A 25,736-nucleotide genomic window follows, 5' to 3' on the forward strand; every position below is an offset into this window, starting at 1 on the left:
AAGGACGGGGGAAAGCTTATTCCACGATTTTTTATCTGATTTTCAAGGCTTCCGAGGATTTCTTTAAAGATTATAATCTATAAAATAAGTCTATTGTATTTTTCTATACTGCATAAAAAAAATAAACCCATCCTTCGATGAGTTTATTTCATAAGTTTATTCGTCGTCTATGGAAAGCATCGATCTGATCTTATTCTTATCGATCTTCTTCATAAAGTAGATGGCGATTAGCATCGCTACAAACTCGGCTATGGGATAGGCGAGCCATACATAAGCGAGAACGCCCGTCTTTGAAAAGAAATAAGCCAGGGGAATGATTAAAATCAATTGACGTACTAAGTTGACGATCATACTGATCAATCCGTTTCCAAAGGATTGGAAGATCCCGGAACTGATGACGCTCACTGCCGCAAAAATAAAGGATATAGAAATAATCCTTAAAGCCGTTACGCCGATGGATAAAAGCTCCGGCGACGGATCGAAAAAGCCCATAATTTGTGCCGGGAAGAGTTGGAAAAGTAAAAAGCCTCCCGTCATAAAGATAATGGCCGTTTTATAGGCGAGCTTAATAACTTCATAAATCCTGTCCCTATGCCCCGCTCCGTAATTATAGGCGATAATGGGTACGAGTCCGTTATTCATACCGAAGATGGGCATAAATACGAAACTGTTCACTTTAAAATAAATCCCCAGGGCCACTACGGCGGCAGCGCCGAAAGCGGCGAGTATGGAGTTGATCATAAAGACGGAGACGGAGTTTACGGAAATCATAATGGCCGAAGGAACGCCCACGGCGAGAATTCCTTTAATAATTTCTCCATTGATATGGAAGTGATCCTGCAAAAGATCCAGCTCTTTATTCTTCGTAAAGTTTAAATATAGGCCGAAGATAAAGGCGAGGACTTGGCTCGTAACCGTAGCCACTGCCGCACCTACCACGCCCATTTCCGGGAAGAATCCGATGCCGAAAATAAAGAAGGGATCCAAAACGATATTGAGGCCCGCGCCGAAAAGTTGGGTGTACATACTGTAGACCGCACGCCCCGTGGATTGCAGAAGCCGCTCCATACAGATCTGGCCGCAAAGACCGATACTGAAAAGAAAACAGATGTTTAAGTAACGTACGCCGTCTCGAATAATGGCCGGATCGCTCGTCTGCATGGCGATCAGCTTCGGCGCCGCCATGACGCCGAAGACGGCGAATAGAATGCCGACGATCATATTGAGCAGGAGACCGTGTTGAGCACAAAGATTGGCCGCCCGCGGATTCTTTTCACCTAAGTGACGACTTAAAAGGGCGTTCATCCCTACTCCGATACCGATAGAAAAAGCATTGATGAGCATTTGCATGGGGAATGCCACGCTGACCGCCGCAAGGGCGCTTTCGCCGACGCGGGAAACCCAGATGCTATCGACTATATTATAAAGAGCCTGTACGAGCATGGACAAAGCGATAGGCAATGAAATGCTCATTAAAAGCTTGGGAATCGGCTCATAACCCATTCTATTTTCTTTCATCCGGTCACCTCCTGTAAATTTTAGACAAATGAAAAAGGGCACACGCGGCCCTTTTTCTATCTTATCTAGGTTATCACTTTTCTCTCCTTCAGTCAAATTATTCTACACTCTTCAGCGCTTCCACCATGTCGATTTTTTGCAGTTTGCCGTGGAACCAGAACATGAGGAGCGTGGAAATGATGATGGTAATTACTGCGGGCAGGAAGTAATTCATGAAGCCGAGAGCGGGATCCAGCATGGCGAACTCGGGAACGACGACGCGAATGACCAGCCCGTGAAGGGCCTTGCCCACGAAGAAGCCGAGAATAATTCCCACCGCCGTAAGGGTGGCCGTTTCCCTGTAAATATAGCGGGTCACTTCTTTCGGATAAAAGCCCAGAACGCGGATCGTGGAGATTTCCCTCCGCCTTTCTTCAATATTTATGGTGGTCAAAGTGGAGAGTACTACTACGGCCAGAGTGGAGGAGGCCGCCAATATGACCATGACGATAAAATTAATATTCGACGCCACATGATCTACGCGATCGGACATGGTATTGGTGTCGATGAGAGCCACGACGGAATCGTAATCCTTGTAACGGGACACGTCTTTTCCGCCGGTAGCCAGATAGTGCATATTCTCTTCGTATTTTTTATCGAAGATCTCTTCGTAATCTTTCCTGTCCATGTAAAGATAGTGGCCGGCATAACCTTCGGCGATGCTCGCAATGGGAATCTTGTACTCCCTTTCGTCTTCATCTTTGACGACGAGAACATCTCCCGGTTTTACGTCTTTAATTTCGGCGAGCTTTTCTGTAATGACGGCGCCTTTTGTAAGATCGATGGCCTTTCCGCTCTTCCGCTCTCTCAGATTTACGACCTTTTTAAGTGAAGCCGTATCTTCGGGAACCACCATTATCAGGTTTTGATCCAGGCCTTTGTCGTAATCCACTTGTAGGGATTCCATATGGCCGGCGACGGCCGTGCGTATTTCCGCGTCGTTCTTCAGATGATTCAAATAAGCTTCATGATCTTCCCGATCGATAGCAGGCTCAAAGCGCACCATGTAATCGTACCGATCGATTTCTTTGAATTGCTTGTTCACCAGGCCGTCGACCGATGTGCGGATGCCGAATCCCAATAAAAGCAGAGCCACGCAGCCCATGACGCCGACGATGGTCATGGCCATGCGCTTTTTATCCCGAAAGAGGTTGCGAGCCGTCACTTTTTGGAAAAAGCTCAGCCGCTTCCAAAGGGGCGTAATTCGCTCCAATACGATCCGGGTACCCTTGGCGGGCGGCTTCGGCAATAAGAGGGTGGCCGTTTTATGGCGCAAACTTTTTCGCGCACTGATCCAGGCGATAAAGCCCGTGGCGAGCATGCCGAGGATAACGGAAAAGACGATATGCATCGGGTACCACCCCTTGGCGAGTCCCGAAACCGACGCGCCGCTTAAATAGGCCTCGGCGACGACGCTGCTCAGTAAGAAGTTCCCCAGTATGCCGCCGGGAATACCACCTAAAAGAGCGGCCAGCGTACCGAATAGTACGTATTTCCATGCGATAGCGCCATCGGAATAGCCCAGTGCTTTGTACGTGCCGATAAGAATGCGCTCCTCGTCCACCATACGGTTCATCACCGTGGAGGCCAGGAGAAGAGCGATAGCGAAGAGAAAGACGGGAAACACCATGGACAGCTGATCGATCCGATCACTATAATCCAGGAAAGTATAGGCGATGCCCTCTTCATTCATGGGGGTGATCTCGTAGATAGGCTTTTCAATGATGTTGAGGATGTCCCGCGCTCTCGCCAGATCTTCCTCCCCTTCTTTTAAATCCTTTAGGGCGTCGGGTTTTTCGGCGGCATATTCGGCCCGAGCTTCATCTAAATCCGCCCTTCCCTCGTAAAGTTCCGCCTCCGCAAGATCCAGCTTCCGCTTGCCTTTTCTTCGCTCGGCATCCAAGCTTTCCTTCCCTTTTTGGAATTCACTCTCTCCCTCGCGAAGTTTTGCTTTTGCCGCCGCGATTTCGGCGCTTCCCGCTTCGATCTCTTTCTTTTTATTTTTAAGCTCCGATTCCGCGAGAGCCAGGTCACGCCTGCTTGCATCCAGTTTTCGAAGGGCTTCTTCGCTCTTCGCCTTGACCGCGAGGGCTCTTTCCTTTTGTTCCGCCACTTCTTTTTCCCGGGCGGCGAGCTCCGCCTTGGCTCTTGCCAGTTTCACCTCTTCTTTTGCCGCACCGTTATTTTGTTCCCGCTCCAATTGAGCTAAGGCTTTTTCGCGGGCGTCTTTCGCCCCGTTTTGTGCGGCGATCATAACGTTCAGCTCTCTTTTTCGCTTGTTACCTGCGAGCATGGCGTCTTTCCGTTTCTCGAAAGATCTCGTCGCCTTATCCCGTTCTCCTTTCAGGCGATCCGCTTCTCTTTTCGCCTTGAGATAGGCGGGAGATTTTAGGGCGTTTTCAAGCTCGGCTTTCTGCTTTTCTAAATTCGAGCCATCCTCCCCTTCTTTTAAGTCGGAGATTTTTTCGTCGAGGGCCTTTATTCTTTCGCCGATGGCCTGTTCATCGACGCCCGTTTTCTTTAAGGTCGCAAGGGCTTCCTCGTAGCGAGCCTGTTTTTCCATAAGCTCTTTCTGCGCAGCTATCGATTTCCCGCGAAGGGCGTCCTTTTGCTCGTCAATAGCGGAAAGCTCCGCCTTTGCATCGGCTATGGTCTTCTCGGAGTAGGGCAGCTCGGGGACAGACCTGAGCGCAGGAGCCTCGCCTCTCTCTAAGCGTTCCTTAGCTTCCCGAATGGTTTTTTCTTCCCGGAGAATATTTTCCAAGGCCTCGTCGGCGGTTTGGATCCCCGCGAGGGCTCGATCTTTCCCGGCTAAACCGTCCACTATGCCGGCGGCAATGGCGTTTTCTCCGTCGAGAAGGGCCTTTTCTCCGGCGCTCAATCGGTCTTCCTGAAACAAAATGCTGTTTCTCGCCATGTTCAGTTTACTCTTAGAATCTTTAAGGGCGGCTTCCCCTCGAGCGATGCCCTTTTGAAAATCGGCCTTCCCTTTCAGAAAGTCTTTTTCACCGCGGGCCCACTCCGCTTCGCCGTCTAAAATGGCGTTCCAACCATCGTCGAGCTTATCGTAACCTTCGGCGATGTCCTTTTCTCCATCTCGAATATCGCCCCGAATGTCGGCGATCCGCTCGTCGAGCCGCTTTTCCGGCCGATCGCTGAAAATAGCCTTAAAGCCTTCTTTGTGTCTCTCGTTTAAGCGAACATATTCGTCGCTGTAAACTGCCAGGCCCTTTAAGTCCTCAAACTGAAATTGAGCCTGGGTAATGGTAGGGTCGCGAAATGCGAGGGGCAAAACATAGGCGAAGCCGTCGATAGAATCTCCCCTCTGCGTGGCGCCCTTGCTCTCGTCGTCTAAGAACAAAATGCTCCTGGCGAAACCCGTTACGCGATAGGAATAGCGGTTGAACACGGGCTTGGCGTCCTTATCGAAGGGATTTTCTTCTCGCTCAAATTCGATAGTGTCGCCGATGGAATACTTTCCCTTCAAACTGTGATCCAGTAAAATTTCGTCCACCGCTTTCGGGGCGCGACCTTCGGTAATATTCGGAAGGCTGATCCGCTTCGGCAAAGAGGAAATGTAGACAGTCTCCCGCTTTTTACTCGTCAAAAAAGCAGTGTGAAAATATTCCTTTTCCGCCACCCCGTCGAGAGCGCTCAGCCGCTCCAAGTCCTCGTCTTCCAAACCTTCCGCCACATCCAACTTCAGATCGTAATGATTGCCCTCATCCAGGGTCTTCTGTATGGTGCGGCGCATAATCGGCCCGGTTACCGTAAGGCCCACGAGCACGAAAACGCCGATGGCGATCAGCGCCAAAAGGGAGGTAAAGCGCAGTTTGTGGCCCGTAATTTCCCGTATAAAATCTTTTTGTCTCGGCGTCATATTACCACTCGATTTCATCTATGGTCTTGGGATGTTCGTTGACATAAATATCCCGCACCTTGGCGTCGTTAATTTCGATCACCCGATCCGCCGCTTCGGCGATGGCGCGGTTATGGGTAATGACGATCACGGTGCGGCCGTGTTTTCTGGAGCTTTCCTCCAAAATTTTGAGCACACGTTTCCCGGTCTTGTAATCCAGGGCGCCGGTGGGCTCGTCGCAGAGTAAAAGCTTGGGATTTTTTCCGAGGGCCCGGGCGATGGCCACCCTTTGCTGCTCGCCGCCGGAAAGCTGGGAGGGGAAGTGATTTTTCCGCTCCTCGAGACCTACTCGGTTTAAAATCTCCTCCGCATCCATGGCATCGTTCACGATGGCATTGGCAAGCTCCACATTTTCGAGAGTCGTTAAATTGGGGATTAAATTATAAAATTGAAACACGAAACCCACATCGTAGCGGCGATAGGTGGTCAGTTCCTTTTCCGTCATAGCGGCGATATCTCTTCCGTCCACCATCACCTGCCCGGAATCATTGGTGTCCATGCCCCCTAAAATATTTAAAATCGTCGACTTTCCCGCACCGGAGGGGCCTACAATGGCGACAAACTCCCCTTCTTCAATGGCGAAAGAGATGTGGTCATTGGCCACGGTCTTGGCCGCGCCGCTACCGTAGGTCTTCGTCGATTCGATAAATTCTACAAAAGCCAAAAAGCTTCCCTCACTTCCTCATATATTTTTAGATCCATACCCTATTTTACAGTATTTCTCCTATGCTCTTTCTATTTAAAAACAGTCTATCACCGTAAAAGACACTTGTCTATTTTTGACTTTTATTCTTCTTGTTTCCGCCTCTCAAGTTCAGTACAATCAAAGAAGGAGGCACTATGAAGAAAAAATTCACGATTACAGAAGAAGATTATTTCAACTATCAATGGCACATGTTTAAAGAAAACCCTACGGCGAAACGCACCATGTACATTCAAATGGCACTGCCTATTCTCGTGTTTATCGCCATCGCCATATTTTATTACGCTACGGGAAAAGAGTTGAAGGGTCTTTTGCCCCTGGGGCTCGTTCTCGTACTATGGCCTTTTATCTATCAGTTTTTCTTTAACCGTACCATGAAGAAAAAACTCAAACAGCTTATTCAGAAGATGAAAAAAGACCTTCCCATCGGCGATCACCATGCAAGCATGGACGAGAAGAGCATTCACGACGGCGATATCGACTTTGCCTACGAAGATATTCGCTACGTGATGGACGGGGACGGCGAATTTTATTATATTTTTTATAAAGACGCCCCCTCCGCCTACCTCTTGCCGAAGGACATGGCCAACGACGCCGTTAAGGCTAAAATGCAATAAGAATAGAAAAAGCAGGCTGACCCTAAAGTCAACCTGCTTTTTTAGTTCAGTTCTTTTGAATTCCGAAAGAACGCATGTCGATAATCTCATCCGCCGTACGATTTAAAAATTCCGTATCATGGGAAACGACGATTAAAATTCTTCCATCCTTTGCCAACGACCGCGTAAGTCCCGAAATACTTACCATGTTTTCGTAATCCATTCCACTTGTCGGCTCGTCAAAGCCGATAATTTCCCGATCACTTAATAAAACCGAAGCGATGGCGACCCTTTGCTTTTCGCCGCCGGACAAACTCATGGGATGGCGCTCCTTCTTATCCAAAAGGTTTAAGCGATCCAATATATGTTCACGCTTTTCCTCGTCGATCGTTTTTTGCCCAAGCACGACTTCCCCCGCCACAGTATCGCTAAAAAGTTGATGATTTACATCCTGCATAACCAATGCGGAATGTGCCAGTCGTTTACGCTTTGGCATCTTTACACTTTTAAAATCGATAACGTCTTTCGTACTTTTTTCGATGCCGAGAAGGCTTCTGAGGAACGTGGATTTTCCACAACCATTGGTTCCGACGATGCCGTAAACCTTTCCTTTTGCAAGGCCAATATCTTCTACGGAAAACCCCTTCGCCGATCCCTCAAAAAAGTGCTGTAAACAATGAATTTTGAGATCTGATCCGTTACAATTCCCTGATTTTTTCTTCAATTCTACAGGGCGTGTCGAGCGTAACCCTTGGGCATACAACGCTTTTTCGGGAAGATTCAAAAACGCACTTTTGTTAAAAGTTGTTTTCAGCTTTCCCTCCTCCATAAGATATACTCTGTCCACGAGATCCATAAGGTAATAAAGCCGATGTTCGGCAATCACTAATGTAATGCCTTCTCGTTTTAGCAAATAAAGCATATCGTGTAAGGTTCGGGTCGTCTTTTCATCTAAATTTGATGACGGTTCGTCGAGGAGAATAATGGGCGCACCGCTTATATAAGCCGCGGCGATGCTCAACACTTGTTTTTCACCGCCTGATAATTTGAAAATATCACGATCCATTAAATGCTCGATATGGAAAAGAGCGAGCATTTTCTCCAATCGCTCCTTCATTTTTTCGCGACTAAGGCCTATGTTCTCCAAATAAAAAACGAGTTCCAAGGTCGTATCCACATTGAAAAAATGAGTCTTTGGATTTTGAAACACACTGGCTATCATTTGGGACAGATCGGCCATGCTCATTTTTTCAACTGCACAACCGTCAATAAGGATCTCCCCTTCGAGAGATGCCCCGTCGTAAGAAGAGGCGATACCGTTGATGGCGCGTATAATGGAAGATTTACCGGATCCGCTTTTTCCCGTGAGCAAAACGCATTCGCCATCCGCCACAGAAAATGTAATGTCGTGTAAGCTTTTTTCGGCCTCGCCGTACGTTAGGGATAAATGTTTTATCTCAAGCATAACCAGCCTCCCAATACAAAGCCGAACACGCCGAGAAAATACACGATGTCGACGACACCGCGTTTTACTTCCCGAAAGCGCGTTTTCTCTCCCTCAATGCCGATTCCCCGTGTTTCCGCCGCCATGGCAATGTCATCGGCAATAGTCGACGATAAAATGAGCAACGGAACGCTTACATATTCCCCGTAGCGCAAAGGATTTTTCCACGTAATCCCTCGTATTTTCATCGCCTGCTTAATGTGATGATGTTCTTCCTTAAAGGAAGGAAAAAAACGAAACATGACGGCGACGGGGATGGTAATGGTTCGTGGCACATGAACAGTATCCATAGAGGTTATAATATCGCCTACGTCAGATGTTTGAATCAGATATTTCCCCGCCATAAAGGGCAAATAAAACATTTTAACCACGACTAAAAGGGCGACAAACATTTTTAAAAATCCGGGAAGGGCCATGGCACCTTCAAAATTCGGCAGAAAATAAAGAAGAGCGAAAGCCAAAAAACCTTGCAATGCTTCTTTTTTTAATCCTCTCAACCAAAAAAACAAACCGATCCACACCATAACACCCCAGGCAAAAAGTCCAATGGGATGTAATACGGTAAAGCTTACGAGCATGGTAACAATGAATTTCGTAATGGGATTTGGATTAAATGAAACACTTGGCGTTCCATTCATTATGCAATGCCCGCCTTAATGAAGTGTTTTTTAAGCATGGCGCGGCCGATCCATGCGCCGACGATGCCGCCGATAAAAGCTCCTGCATAGACGATGGCCATATGGGGGTAGGTGATAAGTTTTTCAAGAGCTTGAACATAATCCGATCCCATCATGGCACACATTTCCATGTATTTTTCCTTTACTAAGAGCATTTGCATGAGGGAACCGCAAATCCACATGTTAAAAATACCAAAGGCGATGGCGTTATGTTTAAAGGAACGATAATTTCCGCCTCGGCGAATAAATTCGGCGACCAACATTACCACCAATGCGTGTACAGGCACCACGTAAGTATGCCCCATGACAAACATTCCCAGGGGCGTCAGCATTCCGAAGATAAAAAGCGCCCAGGGTTTTTGTTCTTTCGCCATAAACAACATAACGATGACGCCGCTAACGATGCCGAGAATGGTCGGATAGATTAAAAATAAAATAGGGACCATGCCGATCATGCCGACGCCGAACATTACAATAAAATAGATAACGGCAAAGATCCCGATGGTAACGAGATCTTTGACCTTTAATTTTTCATTCTTCATACTTCCTCCTAATATACAAAGGCTTCCGCCATTTCAGATTTTTCTATAAGGTTTCGGTAGGTCGGCGAGGTTTTCAGCAGTTCGTCATGTTTGCCTTCCCCTTCGACTTTTCCCTTGTTTAAGACGACGATTTTATCCGCTTTTTCCACGCTCTTTAAGCGGTGAGAAATAATGACCACCGTCTTATTTTGAATCAAGTGGTTCAGGGATTGTTGAATGATCCGTTCATTTTCCACATCCAAGCTGGATGTAATTTCGTCGAGAATTAAAATAGGCGCATCTTTTAAGAACGCGCGGGCAATGGAGAGCCGTTGCCGTTGACCGCCGGAAAGTTCCTGTCCGTTTTCCCCGATGGCCGTATGGAATCCTTCGGGCATTTCGTCGATGAAATCCATACAATTGGCCATACGCGCCGCTTCTTTTACTTCCTCGTCGGTGGCATCCAAACGTCCGATGCGAATATTTTCCATGACGCTCGTATTAAAGAGCATCACGTCTTGGAAAACGATGGATGTCTTTTTAAAGAGGGAGTCGGTGGAAACATTTTGAATGTCGTAGTCGCCGATGCGAATGGCGCCAGAATCGTAATCGTAAAGGCGGCTCATGAGTTTTAAGAGGGTACTCTTGCCGCAACCGCTGGGCCCGACGAGGGCGGTAACGTCCCCTTGGCGAGCGGTGAAGTTCACACCCTCCAACACGTTCTTTTCGCCGTAGCCAAAGTGAACATCTTCTACATCAATGCTTACGCGCCGAAGATCCACGTCTTTTCCCTTTTGAAGGGGCGCATCTTGAATAGAGGCTATATTTTCGACGCGAGGGGTAATGTGGCGAATTTCCAGAGCCGTTTCGCTGGAAAGATCAATTAAATCTTTAAGCTTCATGGCGGCGAGGACGTAGCCTACGACATAAAGTAAGCTCACTTCCCCTTTGGCTAGAAGCCCGACGCCGACGTAAAGGACGATCCCGAGACTGATAAAGGAAAATAAATTCGACAGGGCCATAACGACTATAGCTAAGCCTTCGGTCTTCATCTGGATCTTTTCGCTTTCGTCCATTTTGGTGTAAAGATCCTTTTGAACGTCATCCGTTAAATGGTAGCTCCGGATTTCCTGATGGAGTTCGATAGCCTCTTGAAAATCTTCCGTATTGGCCCGCAGCTGATCGAAGAATTTTTTATTACTCTTAATGCCCTCTCCTTTAAAAGCGACGAGGATTAAGAGGCGCAGCGTCATGGGAAGAATGACCGCAAGGCCCAGCTTGACATTCCCTATCAACAGCATGACGCCGAGAATGGGAATAAAGAGGTAGAGCCCGTAAATCTTAGGAATGGCGTGGCTCATGGCGTGTTCGATAGCTTCTACATCGGACATAATGGATTGTGCCAAATCGCTTAAATTGCGTTTTGAGAAAAAGGCCAGGGGCAATTTCGCCAAAGTTTTCCCCAAATTTTCTCGCAAGTTCGCCGATTCTTTGTAGGTAGCGTTATACATGCGCTCGTATTCGACGAGAAGGGCAATGAATAAGATCACGCAAATGCCAAGAGATAGCGCGAAATAAAGTGTTTGCGAATGGAATGTGCCTTCTAAAATCTGCTGACCCAGCAGCATAAGAATCATGACGGGAAACATAGCGATGACGTTGACGATAAAGCTCGCCCACACGGCACGCACCAATCCCCGTGCTCCTTCTTCGGTTACATGGAATTTCTTTTTAAAGTGCTCTTTCATCGTTGATCCTCCAATCATTTGCCGTGTTGTACTGCAAAAGTTCCCGCTTGTAGTAGCCGTCTTTCGCCATCAGCACGTCGTGGCTTCCCCGCTCCACAACTTTCCCCTTGTCCATGACGAGGATTTCATCTACGTTTCGCACGCTCGTCAAGCGGTGGGCGATCATGATGACGGTTTTGCCTTCCATAAGCTTTTTAAAGGATGTCTGCAGTTTATACTCGTTGTCGGCGTCGATGGCGGCGCTGGCTTCGTCCATTACCACGATTTTCGCGTCTTTCAACATGGCGCGGGCAATGGCGATTCGTTGTTTTTCTCCGCCGGAAAGGTACACGCCTTTGGCGCCGATTAAAGTGTGTATGCCGTCGGGAAGATTTTCGATAATATCCATCGAAGCGGCGTCTTTCAGTGCCTTCAACACCTCGTCTTCCGTGGCACCCTTTTTGGCGACGGCGATGTTGTCGAATATGGAGCCGTTAAAGAGTTTCGGATCTTGGAAAATAAAGGCGATGTTTTCCGCCACAGCTTTTTCCGAATACTCGGATAAAGGTATTCCGCCGATTAAAATGTCGCCGCCGTCGATTTTATAAAATCCAGAAAGCAATTTGGCGAGGGTTGATTTCCCCGATCCCGACGCGCCGATGAGGGCGTAGGTTTTACCCCCGTCCAGGTTCAGGTTGAAATCCTTAAAGACGAGCTTATCTCCGTAGCCGAAATCCACGTGAGAAAAGGCGATGTCCTCTCCGTCAAAAGTTTCCTTCGTTCCGAAAGCGATTTTATCTTTCAGCATGTCGTCGTACATTTTTTCTAAATTGGAGAGGGCGTAGTTGGCGTTAAAAATATACATGCTGGAATACATGATCCGCATGAGGGATGAAAAGGTGACCCCCGAAATAAAGAGGAGCATGATCAGTTCCACGTAGAAAGAACGCATATCGCCTACCCGGTGTAAGTATAATGACAGGGGAACCATGACGATGGCGATGACGCCGATTAGGAGCCATTGAATCGCCGTGTAAAGCAATTTGCAGGATTTGGAATAAGCATAGGCGTATTTTGCGTAATCGTGAATGGCGTCGTGAAGTGCTTTAAAGGATTGAACGTCGGCGCCGAAAATTTTGACAACTTGAATGCCCCGAATGTATTCCACCGTTTCGGCACTCATGCGTTTTAAGGCGTCTTGGTAAATTTGCATAAATTTCGTTTCCCCGCCCATCATGGATTTAAAGAGCAAACCGCCGATGACGATAAGGACGACGAGGACAATGCCCAAACGAATGCTCACGTAAAAACCTAAGATCAAACTTAGAATGGGTACGACGAAAGCTTGCCCTAAATCGGGAATCATGTGTGCCACCGATTGGTGAGTTAACCCGGCGTTGTCGTCGATGGTTTTGCGAACGACGCCGCTGGGATTGAGATCGAAAAAGCGGAAACTGGCTTTTGTTACGCCGTCGATGCCTTTTTTGCGAAGATTGGTTTCCACGTGAAATCCTAATTTATGGGATGCGATGCCCGATGCAAAATAAAGCACGCTGCCCGCCGTTAAGGTTATCATGGCGCGAATAGAGAGCGCCATGGCGTGGGCGACGTTGCCTTCTTGAATCAACGCCACCATGACGCAGTAGACGAAATAATAGCCCGCCACGAGACCTGCGGCGCTTGCAACGGATAAAAGCAGAGATAAGTAACCGTAACCCTTCGCCTCGGGTACATATGCGAATATTTTTTTATAAATGGCCATAAGACCTCCTTCTTCATGATAATAATTATCACAACATCTTGTAAAAAAACTTAAACCGACTTAGACTGTCGATTTAAGTATGTTTTGGGTGGCAGCGAGAAGAAGTTGGCGATGCTTTTTAAAATTTTCCCGCGCACCTAACAGTTCACTGCCGAGGATCACCGTGTTGATGAAATCCGTGAGCAAATCGAGCATGTCCTCATTCATCTGCACGTCACCTTCGGAAAACAATAATGCGTTTAATTCTTCCAAGGTTTGCTCCTTCAATTTTAAAAACAGCTTTTCCAATTTTTCATTGCGACGTTTGGCGAGTAAAAACTGCACGTACACCGGCATATAGGGGTTGTCGTCGAGCATTTTCTCTACGATGCTCTCCGCCACAAATTCACGATCGATCGAGCCGTCATAGCTTGCCATGGCGCCCTTGATTATGTCGTTCCGGTAGCGAATGCCCTCTACCATTAAATCGTAGAGAATGTCGTCGACGCTTTTGTAGTAATGGTACAGGCCGCCTTTGGAAAGCCCCGTCGCCTCTACAACATCCTCCATGGTGACGTGGCTGTAGCCTTTTTCCGTTATGAGTTTTGCCGTCGCAGCTAAAATTTCTTTCTTTCGCGCCTCCGGACTTAAACGCTTTTTGACCATAACCTCTCCTCCTATTTCTGTTACCTACGGTTCCGTCGGTAATAATAATGTACAACGATTTTCATTTTTCGTCAATCTTTTTCCGCGCTTTTCCCCACAAAAAAAGCAGCTCCTTCGAGCCGCTTTCCTTATCTTATTTCAATGCGTTTAAAATCGCTTCCTGTGCCGCCTTCGCCGTAACGGTGGCGCCGCTTACGGTGTCCGCCATCGCTCTAACTTCTTTAGCGTCTTTGCCTAAGAATTTATCCAGCATCTTAGCGTCGATATATGTTTGATGGCGCTTAGCGCTTTCTCCATCCGCCTTTGTGTTGTCTTTTATGGCGGTAATCTTTCCGTCTTTTACCGTCACATCGGCGACGAAATCGTAGCCGAAGCTTCCCACCGGTGCTTTGCCCGTGTAGTTTCCGTCTTTTTTACCTTCCGCCTCTTTTATGCCTTCTTTAGCGGTATAGATGAATTCCAATGTGCCGTAGCCATAGGTTTCCACTTCGATTTTGTAAGTCATGCCTTTTGTAAAGACGGGGTTTTTCTTGCGGCCGAAGGTAACGGCTTCGCTGATGCTGCCGTCTCTTAAGAACATGGGGTTCTTTTGATAATCCCCTTTTGTTCCGTGGTGGCCTACAGGTTCGATATCCATGGCCTTATCTTTAATGGGTTCGTTACCCTTTAGGGGCGTCACGACGATCTCTTCGATATTTTGTTGGAAGTTGGCGTAATCATTGTCGGAAATAGTGAGCTTGCCATCTTTATAGGCTAATTTCGCGCCCTTTTCAATAACGAAGAAGGGATATTTACGCGGGCTTCCGTGACCGCTTTCGAAGTCCGGGGAGCGGTATTTTCCGCTTTCGTCCATAATATTTACCATGTATTTTCCGGCTTTTAAATCCCCTGCGATCGTAAGATCGAAGCCGTCTTTTGCCGCTTTCCATTGAATCTTGGAGCTGTCGATGATATTTTCGCCATTGTAAATGCCCGCGTTGACACTCACTAATTTTACCTTAAAATCTTTCGGCAAATTGTTTTTAAAGTGAACGGTAACCCCTTCTTTCGTGACCATGGGTTTTTCCGCCACGAGGGTTTCTTTTTCACCGAGGAATTTCTTCCCTTCTTTTTTATCGTATGCGTTTAAAATTGCCTGTTTAAAAGCCTTGCCCGTTTCCGTGGCGCCGGTTAAGGAATCTACTTCTCCGTGATTTACTTTTAAAGCTGCGACGCCTGCACGATCGAGGCCTTTCACTTTATCGTAGAAATTCTGCTCTTTTAATTGGTTGAAGTAAGGGGCGTTCTTCTTGTCGAAGAATTCTTTCTTCATGCCGGGAGCTAAGCCCTTTTCAACCGTCTGATCGTCTTCTACCGACTGAATCTTGCCCTCTTTGTCCACGGTTACTTTCACGCGCACATTGTAAAAGGGCGGGTGAATAAAGGGTGCGATGGCGGGATATTGTTGCTGATCCACATTGGCATCGCCGAAAAGCACGCCCTCTTGCACTTGAGGCGCTTCTTCCTTTCCGAAAGCTTGGAAGACGATTTGAGCGAATTCCGCACGGGTAATGCCGTCTTTCGGACGAAGGCTGCCGTTGTCACCGTTTACAATTTTTTGATCCACTAAAAAGTTAACGCCCTTCGCAGCCCAAGGGGCTACCTCTTTTCCGTCTTTAAAACCGTCCAGATGTTGCTTCGCTTCCTTTTCTCCGAGGACGCGGGCGAGAATCGTAAAGGCTTCTTCCCGGGTGATCTTGGCATTGGGCGCCATTTCACTTGCGGAGCGGCCGGAAATAAATCCCGCCTTTACGGCTTTTGCAATATCATCGTAAAACCAATCCTGCACTTTTACATCTTTAAAAGCGCTGATATCGGCTTTTTCGCTCGTTCCCTTGACGCGATTCATAATCGCCGCCATTTGGCCTCGGGTAAGGGACGCATTAGGTGCAATATGTACTGCGTCCATTCCCTTTAGGTAATTCTTCTCTAAGCAAAAACGTACAGGCTTGTAAGACCAGTGATTCTCCTTCGGCATATCTTTGAAGCTTTCAGCGTGTGCGCCGCCGTTCAGTGCAAAGCCGATGGCGAAGGCCGCAGCTACTGCCGGTAAATACTTTAGTTTTTTATTCATAAAAAACCTCCTTATTAATATTAATTATCATTATAGCGGCCCTTTTCACATTTGACAATAGTTATCATTTATAAATTTTCTTCAATAAGAAGGCCACCGGGCCGAAGTCTCTCAAGCATTTAAAAACCCCAAAAGATTGGATTTGTTATCCAACTTTTGGGGTTCATGCAGAACAGTCGCTTTTTATTTTGCTGCAAAGGTAATGATTACCGGAGTTTTATCAGCGGGTACATTGTCTTTATTGAGCATAAGTGTGAAGTTTTCTTTTTCATCGTCGCCGATTTTATGGGTGTGGTTCGAGGTGATGCCTGCAGGGCAGGAAAGTAAGCAGGAGATGCAACCTGTTCCGGCACTTTCTTGGAATTCATAGTTTCCGCCGAAGCGAATGTCGATGGGCTGGCCGGAAGAGTCGGCTACTACTTCATCGACGGTGAAGATTTTGTCGTTTCCATCAAATTGGAAGGACACATCCAAGGCATCGCCTTCCACTTGGGCCTTACCCATATTGTCTTTCGTCATATTGTTGCCGGCTTTTAGACCTAGAGATTCCAAAGCATCGTGAAATTCGAGCGCCTTAGCGTCGGAAATAAACATAGCGTGATTCGATTCTTTTCCGTCTCTTGCGACAATCATGTGCATAGTAGATTCGTCTTTGTATTTTTCGTTGACTTCCGCATAAATCTTAACAGTATTATTTTCCTTATCCACGACCATGGGGTTTTCTTTCGTGGGAACGGAGGCATCTTCAGTAGCTTCTTCAGTTTGCGCTGCGTTATTTGCCGCTTGTGCATTCTCTACTTTGTTTTCTTCTGCCGGAGCATTGTTGCCTTCCGCTTTCGGTCCGCAAGCTGTAAGGCCGAGAGCCAGGCAAAGGGCTAATGTAGCGATCCAAGTTTTTTTCATGAAATCCTTCTTTCTATGATTCTTTACATACTTCTAAACTAATCTTAAACCTGTTTTACTCGTTCTTCAAATTGAAATATAAATATGATCCCGATCACTATTGCCTTTTTCTATAAATCCCAATAAAAAAACGCCGGTTTCCCGGCGAATCCTTAATCTTCAAGAATGTAGACGACGACATTCCGTCTGCCGAAGCGCAAGGCTTGGCTTCTGGAATTATAAAATAAATCGATGCGATTGCCCTTGATGGCGCCGCCCGTATCTTCCGCTACGGCAAACCCGTAAGTAGGGAAATCGTCGGCACTTTCGATGTAAAGCTTGGTACCGAGAGGAATGACGCGAGGGTCTACGGCCACAGCGCCTACTCTCGCCCGTGTGCCCGACGCCGTCCACTTGCCGGCGCTGGGATCATATGCCGTTCCCCGCATGACGATCTTCTTCTTATATTTTTTGCCGTGAATCATATTTTCGGGCTTCTTCGTACCCACTTCCACTATTTTATCTCGGCTTTCCGTGAGGATTCGAGAGCCTATCACGATGCTTCCCCGTTCTTCTCCGTTAACGGTTGTGACGAGACGGGTCTCTTCTACCACGCCCTTTACGCCTTCTTGCACGACTTTTTGCGTACCCTCGTAGAGATTGGGGTTTTCTCGCGTAACGGTTTCAAAGTCCATTTGCTTTTGACGTACTACCGTCTCTTCTTTTTCACGATTGATGCGGAGGATTTCTCCTTTGCCGATGCGGCCGTTTAAAGGGGGCGTGACCGTGTCGTTTTTCCCGAGGGTGATCTTAAGTTCTTTTAAAATATCTTTCACGCGATCGCTTTTTACGGAGCGCAGATATTCCTTTTCGCCGTCTTTTACGTGGACGGTCATGCCCTGTTCGATGCGGACGATGCCGTCTTCCGGTACGGCTTCCGAGGCGCTGGGGAAGGGAACGTAGCCTCCGGGGATGTCGATTCTCTTTTCCACAATAACTTCGCCGACGGTCTTGCCTTCGGATTCAACGGTTACGGGCGCTTTGCCCGCCGTTTCGATGGACAGCGTCTTCGCCTCAACGGAAGAGGGGATAATTAAACTTAGGGCCAGTGCCGAAAGGGCCAGGGTCTTTTTCATCTATGTCAAACTCCTTTGAGATTCATGGCAATAAAAAAGGTTACAGAATGTAACCTTTCTAACATTCACTGGGCTATTGTACCAATGAGTTGTTTCCATCGCAATAAAACCGATGAGTTTGTCATTATTTTGTAATTAATCTGCAGTTCGTAAAAGTTCCGCCACACCGCGCATAATTTTCGCCGTCATGCCCCACACGATTTGTTCTTTTTCCTTCGCTTCCGTATAAAAGAAGATGCGATCTTTTATATTGCGAAAAGGCGCCACCGTCGTTTGGGGAATTAAATCGTAGGGGAAGCCTTCGTCTACATCTTTTTTAAATTCGATGACGTGTTCCTCAGGCTCCGTATCGAGGAAGACCGAAAGAGGCACGGTAAACACATAGGCCACTTCCCCCGGTTCCGGAGAGATATCTTTCACGTCGATGCCCTCGATGGTGCCGATAAAGACGTGAACCGCCCGATTGTTTCGGGCCATGAGATAGTTCCCTTCCCCGAGAATCTTCAAATGTTTCGGATCGATGCGAAGCTCCTCGATGGTCTCTCGAAAGGCTGCCTCTCTCGGCGTCTCCCCCTCTTCGATGCGTCCGCCGGGGAGAGAGACTTCCCCCGTGTGGTTTTTCAGAAGGAGTGAGCGCTTTTCAAAGAGCACGTGAGTTTCCCCGTCCACATCCATAAGGGCACACAAAACGGCAAAGCGATGATCTACGCCCAAGGGCTCCGGCACGTGATCGTCCAGTATCTTTTTTATTTTTTCCCTATTCAATGGCCAACCTCTTTCTACTAAACAATAAATAGAGCACGCGCTCGAGCATGGATTCCACCGGCGGGCGCACATCCTGCTTATTCCCCATCTCCTCCATTAAGCCGTCGAGAGTGTAGATCTTGTCTCGGTCCATATGGAGCTGATCGGCGCGGGCTTCCACAAGCCCCAGAAGGAGGTCTTTATAGCTGTATTTCTCTCCGAGAGACAGAGCCACCGCCAGTTTCGGCCATAGATTTTCGTGAATCCCCCGCTCCGGCGAACCTTTCTCTTCTACCAAATAGCGGAAATCTTCCGTAGCGGCGAAGAACAAATCGTCGAGACGTTTTAGAGCTTCTCGTTCGCCGAAGGGGAAGAAGGTGTAATCCATGCCGTCGTACCCTCCGAGTATCCTGCGGCCATGGCGATAGCCCAGCTGCATTCTTTGAGGAGCAAGTTCCGGATCGAAGTGCATAGTTTCGGCAATGGGGCGGGTCGGTCCGATGACAATGCTTCTTTCGGGAAAGACTTCCCCTTTTGGAGGATTGGTCCTTAAAATAATGGGATCCAGCCCTTTGGCTACGACCATTTCATAGGGCAGATTGTTTCCTATGCCGCCGTCGACGTAAAGTTTGCCGTCGATTTTTACCGGCGCGAAGATGGGATAGCAGCAGCTCGCCAAAATATAATTGGGGAGCCGCCCCTTGGGAATATCATCAAGATACAAAAATTTCGTCTTCGCCTCGCTCATACTGTAGACTACGAGGCCGTAATCCATCGAGCTGTTCCGAATAGCTTCTTCATCGATGTGGCGATGGATCAATTCCTTTAAAGGTTCGATGTCCACTCGGCGCACCGCTCGCGCCGTCTTGGCAAAGCTTACGGGATCCAAACCCCTTTTTACTTCCATAAGAGCCGAGGCCAGTTCGCCGCCGTTTCCGAAGGAAATCCTCGACCAGATTTTCGCCAGCTCGTCGGTATTTCCCTGAACAATAAAGGCGCCGTTTAAGGCGCCCATAGATGTGCCGACAACCATTCGAATGTCGGGCTTTTTTTCTTGAACGGCCATATAGGCGCCGAGCTGATAGCTCCCCTTGGCGCCTCCGCCTTCAAGCACTAAACCGTAAGCCATTTATTTGTCCAGTTCTGCCGTACAGTGGGGGCAACGGGTAGCATCGATGTGAATTTCTTCGAAGCAGTAGGGGCAGTTCTTCGTAGTGGGAGCTGCCACCTCTTCGTGAACAAAGCGGCTCTTTACTTTGGCGATTTGTTTAATCACCATAAAGATGACGAAGGCGATAATGAGAAAATCGATAATATTTTGAATAAAATTGCCATAAGCCAATATCGGCGCACCGCTTTCCGCCGCTTCTACGGGATTAGCGTAGGTCTTGCCGTCTAAAGCCAGATACATCTTTGTAAGGTCGATGCCGCCGAGGGCCAAACCGATTAAAGGCATTAAAATATCGTTGACGAGAGAGGTCACGATTTTTCCGAAGGCCCCACCGATGATAACACCGACGGCCATGTCGAGAACATTGCCTTGGGCAATAAAATCTTTAAATTCACTTAGTGTCTTTTTCATCTTACTTACCGTTACTTCCTTTCTTTTGATCCCTTTCTTCTCGTGCTATACTTATCCTATGGAGGTGTGCTTTGAGAAAATCTTGGGATAGTTACTTTATGAAAATTACAGAAATGGTTGCCAGTCGTTCCACTTGCGACCGAGCAATGGTAGGCTGCGTGCTCGTCAACCGGGATCACCGGATCGTCTCCACAGGCTATAACGGCTCGGTTTCGGGAAACCCCCATTGCGACGACGTGGGCCACACCATGCGCGACGGCCACTGCATCGCCACCATTCACGCGGAAATGAATGCGATATTATATTGCGCAAAAGAGGGAATCCCCACAAAGGGAACTATTTGTTATGTTACCCATTTCCCCTGCTTAAACTGCACAAAAGCACTTATTCAGGCGGGAATTTGCGAAATCATCTATAAAGACGATTATCGTGTCGACGAATACGCCGTAGAGCTATTTGAGAAGAACAATATACCTGTTCGAAAATATGACTAGAACTCCGCTTCCTTCGCCAGAGTATCCGCCCGCTCGTTACCTTCCACGCCGGTATGGGCCTCTACTTTTACAAAGTGGACCTTTAGTCGATCTTTTATGGAATCATAGAACGCTTTATAGTCTATGGTTCCTTTTTTATTGCACTTCCACTCTCCCTTGGCCCAGTGCTCGATGCCGGCGTAGTCGTAGTGGAGGACGAGGGTATCGTGTCCCGTCTCCAGGGCCCGCTCCATGGCCACCCGGGCGCCTAAAATCTCCCCGGCCACATTGCGCATACTGGCCATCTCTCCCTGAAAGCGGCGACTGTCTTCCCAGATCACCTCGCCCTCATCGTAAAGGACCACGCCATAGCTGTAGCTCTTATCCTCGTGGCGATAGGATCCGTCCACATAGGCGATAAGGCCTTCGGGGGATTCTTCCTCTTGCGACTGCCCCATAAAAGCCTCCGCATCTTCACGGCGCTTAAAGGATTTATAAATTGCGCCTTTAAAGCCGTGAACTTGCATTTTGCAACTCTCCCAATCCGTATAAATACCGGGCGTCTTGCCGGCCCGCACGGCGTAAAATTTACTCATCGTCTCTCCCATTCGCGGCGCACCGTCTCGAGGGGAAGGGCGCGCTCTAAGGCGATCTTCCGCAAATCCTCGTATTCCGGGCTCACCTTTTCCATATCGTTCCATCGGCCGATTTTCGTGCGAACAGTCCCGAGCTTCGTTTCCGTCTCTTCAGTTCTTCTCGGCAGCTCGATCTTTTCCACGGGAATCTTCTTAATCCCCAATGTGGTCGTGTGGGAAAAGAGCACGTCGCAAATAGCGGAGCTCTTTTCCCCGTCGGTCAATACGTCCAGGCGGTAGCCCGGTCGATTTTTCTTCATGAAGATCGGCGTAAAGCTCACATCCCGCGCTCCGGCTTCAAAAAGTCGTTCCATACAAAAGCCCAGGGCTTCCCCGGTCATGTCGTCTAAATTACAACTGTACCATACGGGGGCCGTTTCCTCTTCCGTTTCCAGGAAAAAAATGCGGAGCACATTGGGCACCACGCCCTCTCTCGTTCCGGCGCCGTAGGACACTTTGATTACGCGTCCTTCCGGGCGGGCCATGTAGTTTGCCCCGATGCCTTTTAATATGGCGGCACCCGTAGGCGTGGTGAGCTCCACATCCGCCTTCGGCCCTCCTAAGGGCGCATCGAGGGAGGCTAAAAGATAAGCCGTGGCAGGAGCGGGCACCGGATATTCCCCGTGGGCGCAGTGCACCGTGCCGCCTCCCGGATTGACGGCGCCTACATAAATCGCCTCTACATCGGCTGCAATCGTAAAATAAGCCGCCCCTAAAACGTCGACGACGGAATCCAGTTCCCCGACCTCGTGGAAGTGAACGGTGTCCGGATCTTTTCCGTGTACTCTCGCCTCAGCTTCGGCCAGGGGGCGATAAATGGCCTTGGCGAGGGATTTTACTTCTTCGGAGAAATCACATCGATCGATAAGAGTGTGAACCGCTTTTAAATCACGATGATGATGAGAATGGTGGTGATCATGTTCATGAACGTGATCATGTGAATGGTCGTGTACATGCTCGTGAACACCGTCGGCTTCGGAAAGCTTGTCCTCTTCCCCTATCAAATTGAAGTAAGTGGCGGAAATACCGGCCTTATCGCGCTTTTCCACGATCACATCTTCGGGATGAATCCCCAGGGGATGGAGCCCCTTTAAAAAAGGTTCGATCTTATAGCCCCCGTCCAGCATGGCGCCGATAAACATATTGCCGCTGATGCCGCTGAAGGGATCGATATAGAGCGCCCTCATTTTATCTCCAAACTCTCATCCTGAGAGCCCGATCGAAAGCCCAGTACATCGAGTGTGGTATAGAGAACGCCCAGCTCTTTAAAATAATCGCTTACGGTCTCTCTGTGAAGGGACATAAATTTTGCAAAGTCCTCCACGGGGAGTTCGATCCGCGCCAGATTGCCGTGAAGGCGCATGCGGCAGACCAGATAACCCAACTGATGGAGAAACACTTCGCCCTTTTCCACAATGGCCAGGTTCTCGTGCGTCAGAGGCGTGCCGTAGGGAATACGCGTCGCCAAACAGGAATTGGACGGCTTATTCCATGTGGGAAGGTCATAGCGGGCCTTGGAAACCTTCCGCACATCCTCTTTCCCGAATCCCGCTTCCTTCAAGGGGCTTACGATCTTAAGCTCTTCCAGCGCTTTGAGCCCCGGGCGATACTCCCCGAGATCGTCGCAATTCGTGCCGTCCATTACCGTCGAAAAACCCTTCTCCTTGGCGTAATCGAGAATCGTCTCAAACGCCGCTCGCTTACAATAATAGCAGCGGTCTTTCGTGTTTTCGGCGATGCGGGGATCGCTGTCCAGGCCCACGGAAATGACCTTAACCTTCCAGCCGAGCATTTCCGCCATCACATAGGCGTCGAATTTCTCCCGCTTCGGATGAAGGTCATTTTCTACATAAATGCCGAGAACATTTTCGGCGCCTAAAATTTCCGTGGCGGCGGCCATTAAAAAAGACGAGTCCACGCCGCCGGAATAGGCGATGGCGACGGAACCGTAAGGCTCGATGATCCCTCTCAGTTTTTCAAACATATCCATTTTAGTCAAGGTAACTCCTTATATAAAAAATGACCCTCTCGGGCCATTTTCCGTTTTAGATTAGTCAGCTAAATAAGCTTGTACTGCCGTAATAATGGCAAGTTGATAAACCTCTTCCTTGTTGCAACCGCGGGAAAGGTCGTTTACCGGCATATTGAGACCTTGAAGGATCGGGCCGATGGCTTCGAAGCCGCCGAGACGTTGGGCGATCTTGTAGCCGATATTGCCTGCTTCCAAACTGGGGAAAATAAAGGAGTTGGCTTGGCCTGCCACGTCGGAATCCGGTGCTTTTTTCTTGCCCACTTCGGGAACGAAAGCGGCGTCGAATTGTAATTCACCGTCGATTTTAATTTCGGGGTGTTCGTCTTTAACCATTTGAGTCGCATCGGCTACCATGGTCACCGTGTCGCTCTTAGCGGAACCCTTGGTGGAGAAAGAGAGCATGGCGATCTTCGGATCCACGCCGAATTGCTTAGCCGATACATGGGTAGCTACGGCAACTTCCGCCATGGTTTGCGTATCCATGGAAGTATTGATAGCGCAGTCCGCCATGAAGTAACGTTCGTCTTCGCGAATTAGAATAAACAGACCGGATACGCGGCTGATGCCCGGTTTGGTCTTGATGATTTGAAGTGCGGGAAGAACGGTTTCGCCGGTGGTGTGTTCAGCACCGGAAACCATACCGTCGGCATAGCCTGCGTAGACCATCATGGTGCCCAAGTAGTTAGCTTCTTTAAGTTTTTCCTTAGCACCGGCTTCGTCGATTTTGCCCTTGCGACGTTCGACAAATTTTTCAACGAGCTCTTCTTCGTGCTCGTATTTGCCCGGCTCTACGATGTCTAAGCCTTGAAGATCCAAGCCTTCTTTTTTAGCCACTTCTTCAATAGCCGACTTTTCGCCGATAACGATAGGTTTAATCAAACCGTCTTTAGCGTGTTCTACCGCTGCCCAAAGAACGCGCGCATCGCTGCCTTCGGGGAAGACGATTTTCATTTGATTACCTTTAAGGCGTTCACTCATTTCTTGAATAAAATCCATATTGAATTCCTTTCTCCTCGTTGTACATTTTAAAATCGATTCCATGAAGTAAGATCCACAGTTACATTAAATATACCACATTGATCCCATGGTGACAAAATCGGTAAAATCTTGTCAAATAAAAAAGGGCATAAAAAAATCTGCCCTTACAGGACAGATTTCTTTGGTCGGAGTGAAAGGATTTGAACCTTCGACCTCATGCTCCCGAAGCATGCGCGCTACCAAACTGCGCCACACCCCGCTATCGATTACGGTTTAATTATGGTCGGGGTGAAAGGATTTGAACCTTCGACCCCATGGTCCCAAACCATGTGCGCTACCAAACTGCGCCACACCCCGTAACCTCTAACAAAGTACATTATAAAGCTTAAACAGAAATTTTACAAGCCCTATTTATGGAAAGCTTCACTTCAAACATAATCAGTATAGAGTTTCTCTATTGAAAATCGATTGAAACCTAATTCAGTCAATGGTTAACATCATTAAAATTGAAATTTCTTTTACGATGAGCCCTTAGTTCGAAGCAGCCGTCAACTCTTTATAAGATACCGGCGGTTCAATATTATTCTTCTCGTAATCTTCTATAAATTCATCCACAGCTTCGCAAAAAATCTCTTCCAATTCGTCGATTGTTTCGCCACCGTAACACACGATGGAGTCAATTCCTTGAATTTCTCCGAAATACATTTTATCTACTTCGCTATACTCAATACTACCGATATATTCCTTGTATTTCATTAATTTCATGCTACACCTTTTTTTCATCCAAGACTTTTACTAACTCAGGTTCTACCCCTCTTATATCACAAGCTTCGAAATAAGCTTCAACTGCTCCCTTAAAATCTTCAGTCATTTCTTCGACTGTATCACCGTAAAATGCAAATCCACCATCAACAAGTAAATATCCAGAAATTTTTCCTTGAATTCTTTTTTCTTTTACGACTCCAGCAATACCCTTGTGTTGTAATACTTTCATAATATTACACCTAATCCTTCACACTTGGTTCCGAATATTCTAAATAGCACTTACAAGCCTCTCTAAAATCTTGAATCGCTTCCTCTTCCGTGTCTCCAAAAAAAGAAAAAAATCCTTCAATACCTAAAATCTTACCGATATAAACATTATCTCTGGAATCAAACGTATACGAACCCGAAAGATTTTTATATTTTAGCAGTTTCATAGAATCTCCTATTCGTCTAATCCATAGCTTTTTCTTAATCAGAATTTTCAAGGTAAAATTCAACTACTTCTTTAAAGTCCTCAATCAATTCATCTTCCGTTTTACCATAAAAACAAGCAACACCATTTATTAGCAAATGACCACAATAATCGCCTTCGATTTTTTCGTCTTCAATTATACCGACGATCCCCTTGTGCATGATCTTTTTCATGGAGCCTCCTTTTCTTGCTCATATCATAGCACAACGAGGCGAGCCAATTCATGTCGAAATCTAAACTTTTAAGCGACAATCAAAATCGAGCAAGCGAAAGGCTTACCCGATTAAGTCCAACTTTTGGGGGTCAGTGCAAA

At 47.6% G+C, this 25,736-nt stretch carries 25 protein-coding genes and 2 tRNA genes; 2 read left to right on the forward strand and 25 right to left on the reverse strand.

Annotated features, from left to right (window positions below; all coding sequences use genetic code 11):
• Nucleotides 1-156: 156 nt before the first annotated feature.
• The 3 genes from PEPTYR26121_RS07605 to PEPTYR26121_RS07615 form a co-directional block, all read right to left on the reverse strand.
• Nucleotides 157-1,518 carry an MATE family efflux transporter gene (locus PEPTYR26121_RS07605; RefSeq protein ID WP_180500735.1) on the reverse strand — a complete coding sequence of 454 codons (1,362 nt, stop codon included), beginning with the start codon at nt 1,516-1,518 and terminating at the stop codon, nt 157-159.
• A gap of 97 nt (nt 1,519-1,615) precedes the next feature.
• Nucleotides 1,616-5,455: an FtsX-like permease family protein gene (locus tag PEPTYR26121_RS07610; protein WP_180500737.1), complete on the reverse strand. Its 3,840-nt coding sequence runs from the start codon at nt 5,453-5,455 to the stop codon at nt 1,616-1,618.
• Nucleotides 5,439-6,140, reverse strand: a complete 702-nt coding sequence (locus PEPTYR26121_RS07615; RefSeq protein WP_180500738.1) for an ABC transporter ATP-binding protein — start codon at nt 6,138-6,140, stop codon at nt 5,439-5,441. The genes PEPTYR26121_RS07610 and PEPTYR26121_RS07615 overlap by 17 nt, the downstream gene beginning before the upstream one ends.
• A 176-nt stretch (nt 6,141-6,316) precedes the next feature.
• Here PEPTYR26121_RS07615 and PEPTYR26121_RS07620 point away from each other — a divergent pair, with 176 nt between their 5' ends.
• Nucleotides 6,317-6,796 carry a hypothetical protein gene (locus PEPTYR26121_RS07620; RefSeq protein ID WP_180500740.1) on the forward strand — a complete coding sequence of 160 codons (480 nt, stop codon included), beginning with the start codon at nt 6,317-6,319 and terminating at the stop codon, nt 6,794-6,796.
• Nucleotides 6,797-6,842: 46 nt separating this feature from the next.
• On the opposite strand, the gene PEPTYR26121_RS07625 is transcribed toward PEPTYR26121_RS07620, so the two are convergent.
• From PEPTYR26121_RS07625 to mscL, 12 genes are all read right to left on the reverse strand, one after another.
• Nucleotides 6,843-8,240, reverse strand: coding sequence for an ABC transporter ATP-binding protein (locus tag PEPTYR26121_RS07625; protein WP_180500742.1), 1,398 nt, complete (start codon nt 8,238-8,240; stop codon nt 6,843-6,845).
• Nucleotides 8,228-8,917: an energy-coupling factor transporter transmembrane component T gene (locus PEPTYR26121_RS07630; RefSeq protein ID WP_180500743.1), complete on the reverse strand. Its 690-nt coding sequence runs from the start codon at nt 8,915-8,917 to the stop codon at nt 8,228-8,230. The genes PEPTYR26121_RS07625 and PEPTYR26121_RS07630 overlap by 13 nt, the downstream gene beginning before the upstream one ends.
• Nucleotides 8,917-9,498, reverse strand: coding sequence for an MptD family putative ECF transporter S component (locus PEPTYR26121_RS07635; RefSeq protein ID WP_180500745.1), 582 nt, complete (start codon nt 9,496-9,498; stop codon nt 8,917-8,919). The genes PEPTYR26121_RS07630 and PEPTYR26121_RS07635 overlap by 1 nt, the downstream gene beginning before the upstream one ends.
• Before the next feature lie 8 nt (nt 9,499-9,506).
• A complete protein-coding gene (locus PEPTYR26121_RS07640; RefSeq protein ID WP_180500747.1) occupies nt 9,507-11,225 on the reverse strand; it encodes an ABC transporter ATP-binding protein in 1,719 nt (572 codons plus the stop codon).
• Nucleotides 11,209-12,966: an ABC transporter ATP-binding protein gene (locus PEPTYR26121_RS07645; protein ID WP_180500749.1), complete on the reverse strand. Its 1,758-nt coding sequence runs from the start codon at nt 12,964-12,966 to the stop codon at nt 11,209-11,211. Before PEPTYR26121_RS07645 ends, PEPTYR26121_RS07640 begins: the two co-directional genes overlap by 17 nt.
• Before the next feature lie 60 nt (nt 12,967-13,026).
• Entirely contained in the window at nt 13,027-13,611 is a 585-nt protein-coding gene (locus PEPTYR26121_RS07650; protein ID WP_180500751.1) for a TetR/AcrR family transcriptional regulator, read from the reverse strand.
• A 133-nt stretch (nt 13,612-13,744) separates the two neighbouring features.
• Complete coding sequence (locus tag PEPTYR26121_RS07655; RefSeq protein ID WP_180500752.1) at nt 13,745-15,724, reverse strand: S-layer homology domain-containing protein; 1,980 nt, start codon at nt 15,722-15,724, stop codon at nt 13,745-13,747.
• 183 nt (nt 15,725-15,907) lie between these two features.
• Nucleotides 15,908-16,627: a YdjY domain-containing protein gene (locus tag PEPTYR26121_RS07660; protein WP_180500754.1), complete on the reverse strand. Its 720-nt coding sequence runs from the start codon at nt 16,625-16,627 to the stop codon at nt 15,908-15,910.
• 152 nt (nt 16,628-16,779) lie between these two features.
• Nucleotides 16,780-17,742: a resuscitation-promoting factor gene (locus tag PEPTYR26121_RS07665; protein WP_180500755.1), complete on the reverse strand. Its 963-nt coding sequence runs from the start codon at nt 17,740-17,742 to the stop codon at nt 16,780-16,782.
• A 135-nt stretch (nt 17,743-17,877) separates the two neighbouring features.
• Nucleotides 17,878-18,507 carry an NUDIX hydrolase gene (locus tag PEPTYR26121_RS07670; protein WP_180500757.1) on the reverse strand — a complete coding sequence of 210 codons (630 nt, stop codon included), beginning with the start codon at nt 18,505-18,507 and terminating at the stop codon, nt 17,878-17,880.
• Nucleotides 18,500-19,615, reverse strand: coding sequence for a patatin-like phospholipase family protein (locus PEPTYR26121_RS07675; protein WP_180500759.1), 1,116 nt, complete (start codon nt 19,613-19,615; stop codon nt 18,500-18,502). The genes PEPTYR26121_RS07670 and PEPTYR26121_RS07675 overlap by 8 nt, the downstream gene beginning before the upstream one ends.
• Entirely contained in the window at nt 19,616-20,068 is a 453-nt protein-coding gene (gene mscL / locus PEPTYR26121_RS07680) for a large conductance mechanosensitive channel protein MscL (protein ID WP_180500761.1), read from the reverse strand.
• Between the two features lie 71 nt (nt 20,069-20,139).
• Between mscL and PEPTYR26121_RS07685 the strand changes: the two genes are divergently transcribed.
• A complete protein-coding gene (locus PEPTYR26121_RS07685; RefSeq protein ID WP_180500763.1) occupies nt 20,140-20,562 on the forward strand; it encodes a deoxycytidylate deaminase in 423 nt (140 codons plus the stop codon).
• Here PEPTYR26121_RS07685 and PEPTYR26121_RS07690 read toward each other — a convergent pair.
• From PEPTYR26121_RS07690 to PEPTYR26121_RS07735, 10 genes are all read right to left on the reverse strand, one after another.
• Nucleotides 20,559-21,137, reverse strand: coding sequence for a ribonuclease H1 domain-containing protein (locus PEPTYR26121_RS07690; protein ID WP_180500764.1), 579 nt, complete (start codon nt 21,135-21,137; stop codon nt 20,559-20,561). The genes PEPTYR26121_RS07685 and PEPTYR26121_RS07690 overlap by 4 nt on opposite strands.
• Nucleotides 21,134-22,363, reverse strand: coding sequence for a nickel pincer cofactor biosynthesis protein LarC (larC, locus tag PEPTYR26121_RS07695; RefSeq protein ID WP_180500766.1), 1,230 nt, complete (start codon nt 22,361-22,363; stop codon nt 21,134-21,136). The genes PEPTYR26121_RS07690 and larC overlap by 4 nt, the downstream gene beginning before the upstream one ends.
• Nucleotides 22,360-23,166, reverse strand: a complete 807-nt coding sequence (larE, locus tag PEPTYR26121_RS07700) for an ATP-dependent sacrificial sulfur transferase LarE (protein WP_246285926.1) — start codon at nt 23,164-23,166, stop codon at nt 22,360-22,362. The genes larC and larE overlap by 4 nt, the downstream gene beginning before the upstream one ends.
• Nucleotides 23,167-23,226: 60 nt before the next feature.
• Complete coding sequence (pta, locus tag PEPTYR26121_RS07705) at nt 23,227-24,204, reverse strand: phosphate acetyltransferase (RefSeq protein ID WP_180500770.1); 978 nt, start codon at nt 24,202-24,204, stop codon at nt 23,227-23,229.
• Between the two features lie 164 nt (nt 24,205-24,368).
• A tRNA-Pro gene (locus PEPTYR26121_RS07710) sits at nt 24,369-24,445 on the reverse strand.
• Nucleotides 24,446-24,466: 21 nt separating this feature from the next.
• Nucleotides 24,467-24,543 (reverse strand) — tRNA-Pro (locus PEPTYR26121_RS07715).
• A gap of 174 nt (nt 24,544-24,717) precedes the next feature.
• Entirely contained in the window at nt 24,718-24,951 is a 234-nt protein-coding gene (locus tag PEPTYR26121_RS07720; RefSeq protein ID WP_180500771.1) for a hypothetical protein, read from the reverse strand.
• 1 nt (nt 24,952) lies between these two features.
• Entirely contained in the window at nt 24,953-25,180 is a 228-nt protein-coding gene (locus PEPTYR26121_RS07725; protein WP_180500773.1) for a hypothetical protein, read from the reverse strand.
• Nucleotides 25,181-25,190: 10 nt separating this feature from the next.
• Nucleotides 25,191-25,385, reverse strand: a complete 195-nt coding sequence (locus PEPTYR26121_RS07730) for a hypothetical protein (protein ID WP_180500775.1) — start codon at nt 25,383-25,385, stop codon at nt 25,191-25,193.
• A gap of 34 nt (nt 25,386-25,419) precedes the next feature.
• Complete coding sequence (locus PEPTYR26121_RS07735; protein WP_180500776.1) at nt 25,420-25,596, reverse strand: hypothetical protein; 177 nt, start codon at nt 25,594-25,596, stop codon at nt 25,420-25,422.
• Between the last annotated feature and the right edge of the window lie 140 nt (nt 25,597-25,736).

The sequence above is a fragment of the Aedoeadaptatus nemausensis genome, assembly GCF_903819165.1.
Taxonomy (GTDB): Bacteria; Bacillota; Clostridia; order Tissierellales; family Peptoniphilaceae; genus Aedoeadaptatus; species Aedoeadaptatus nemausensis.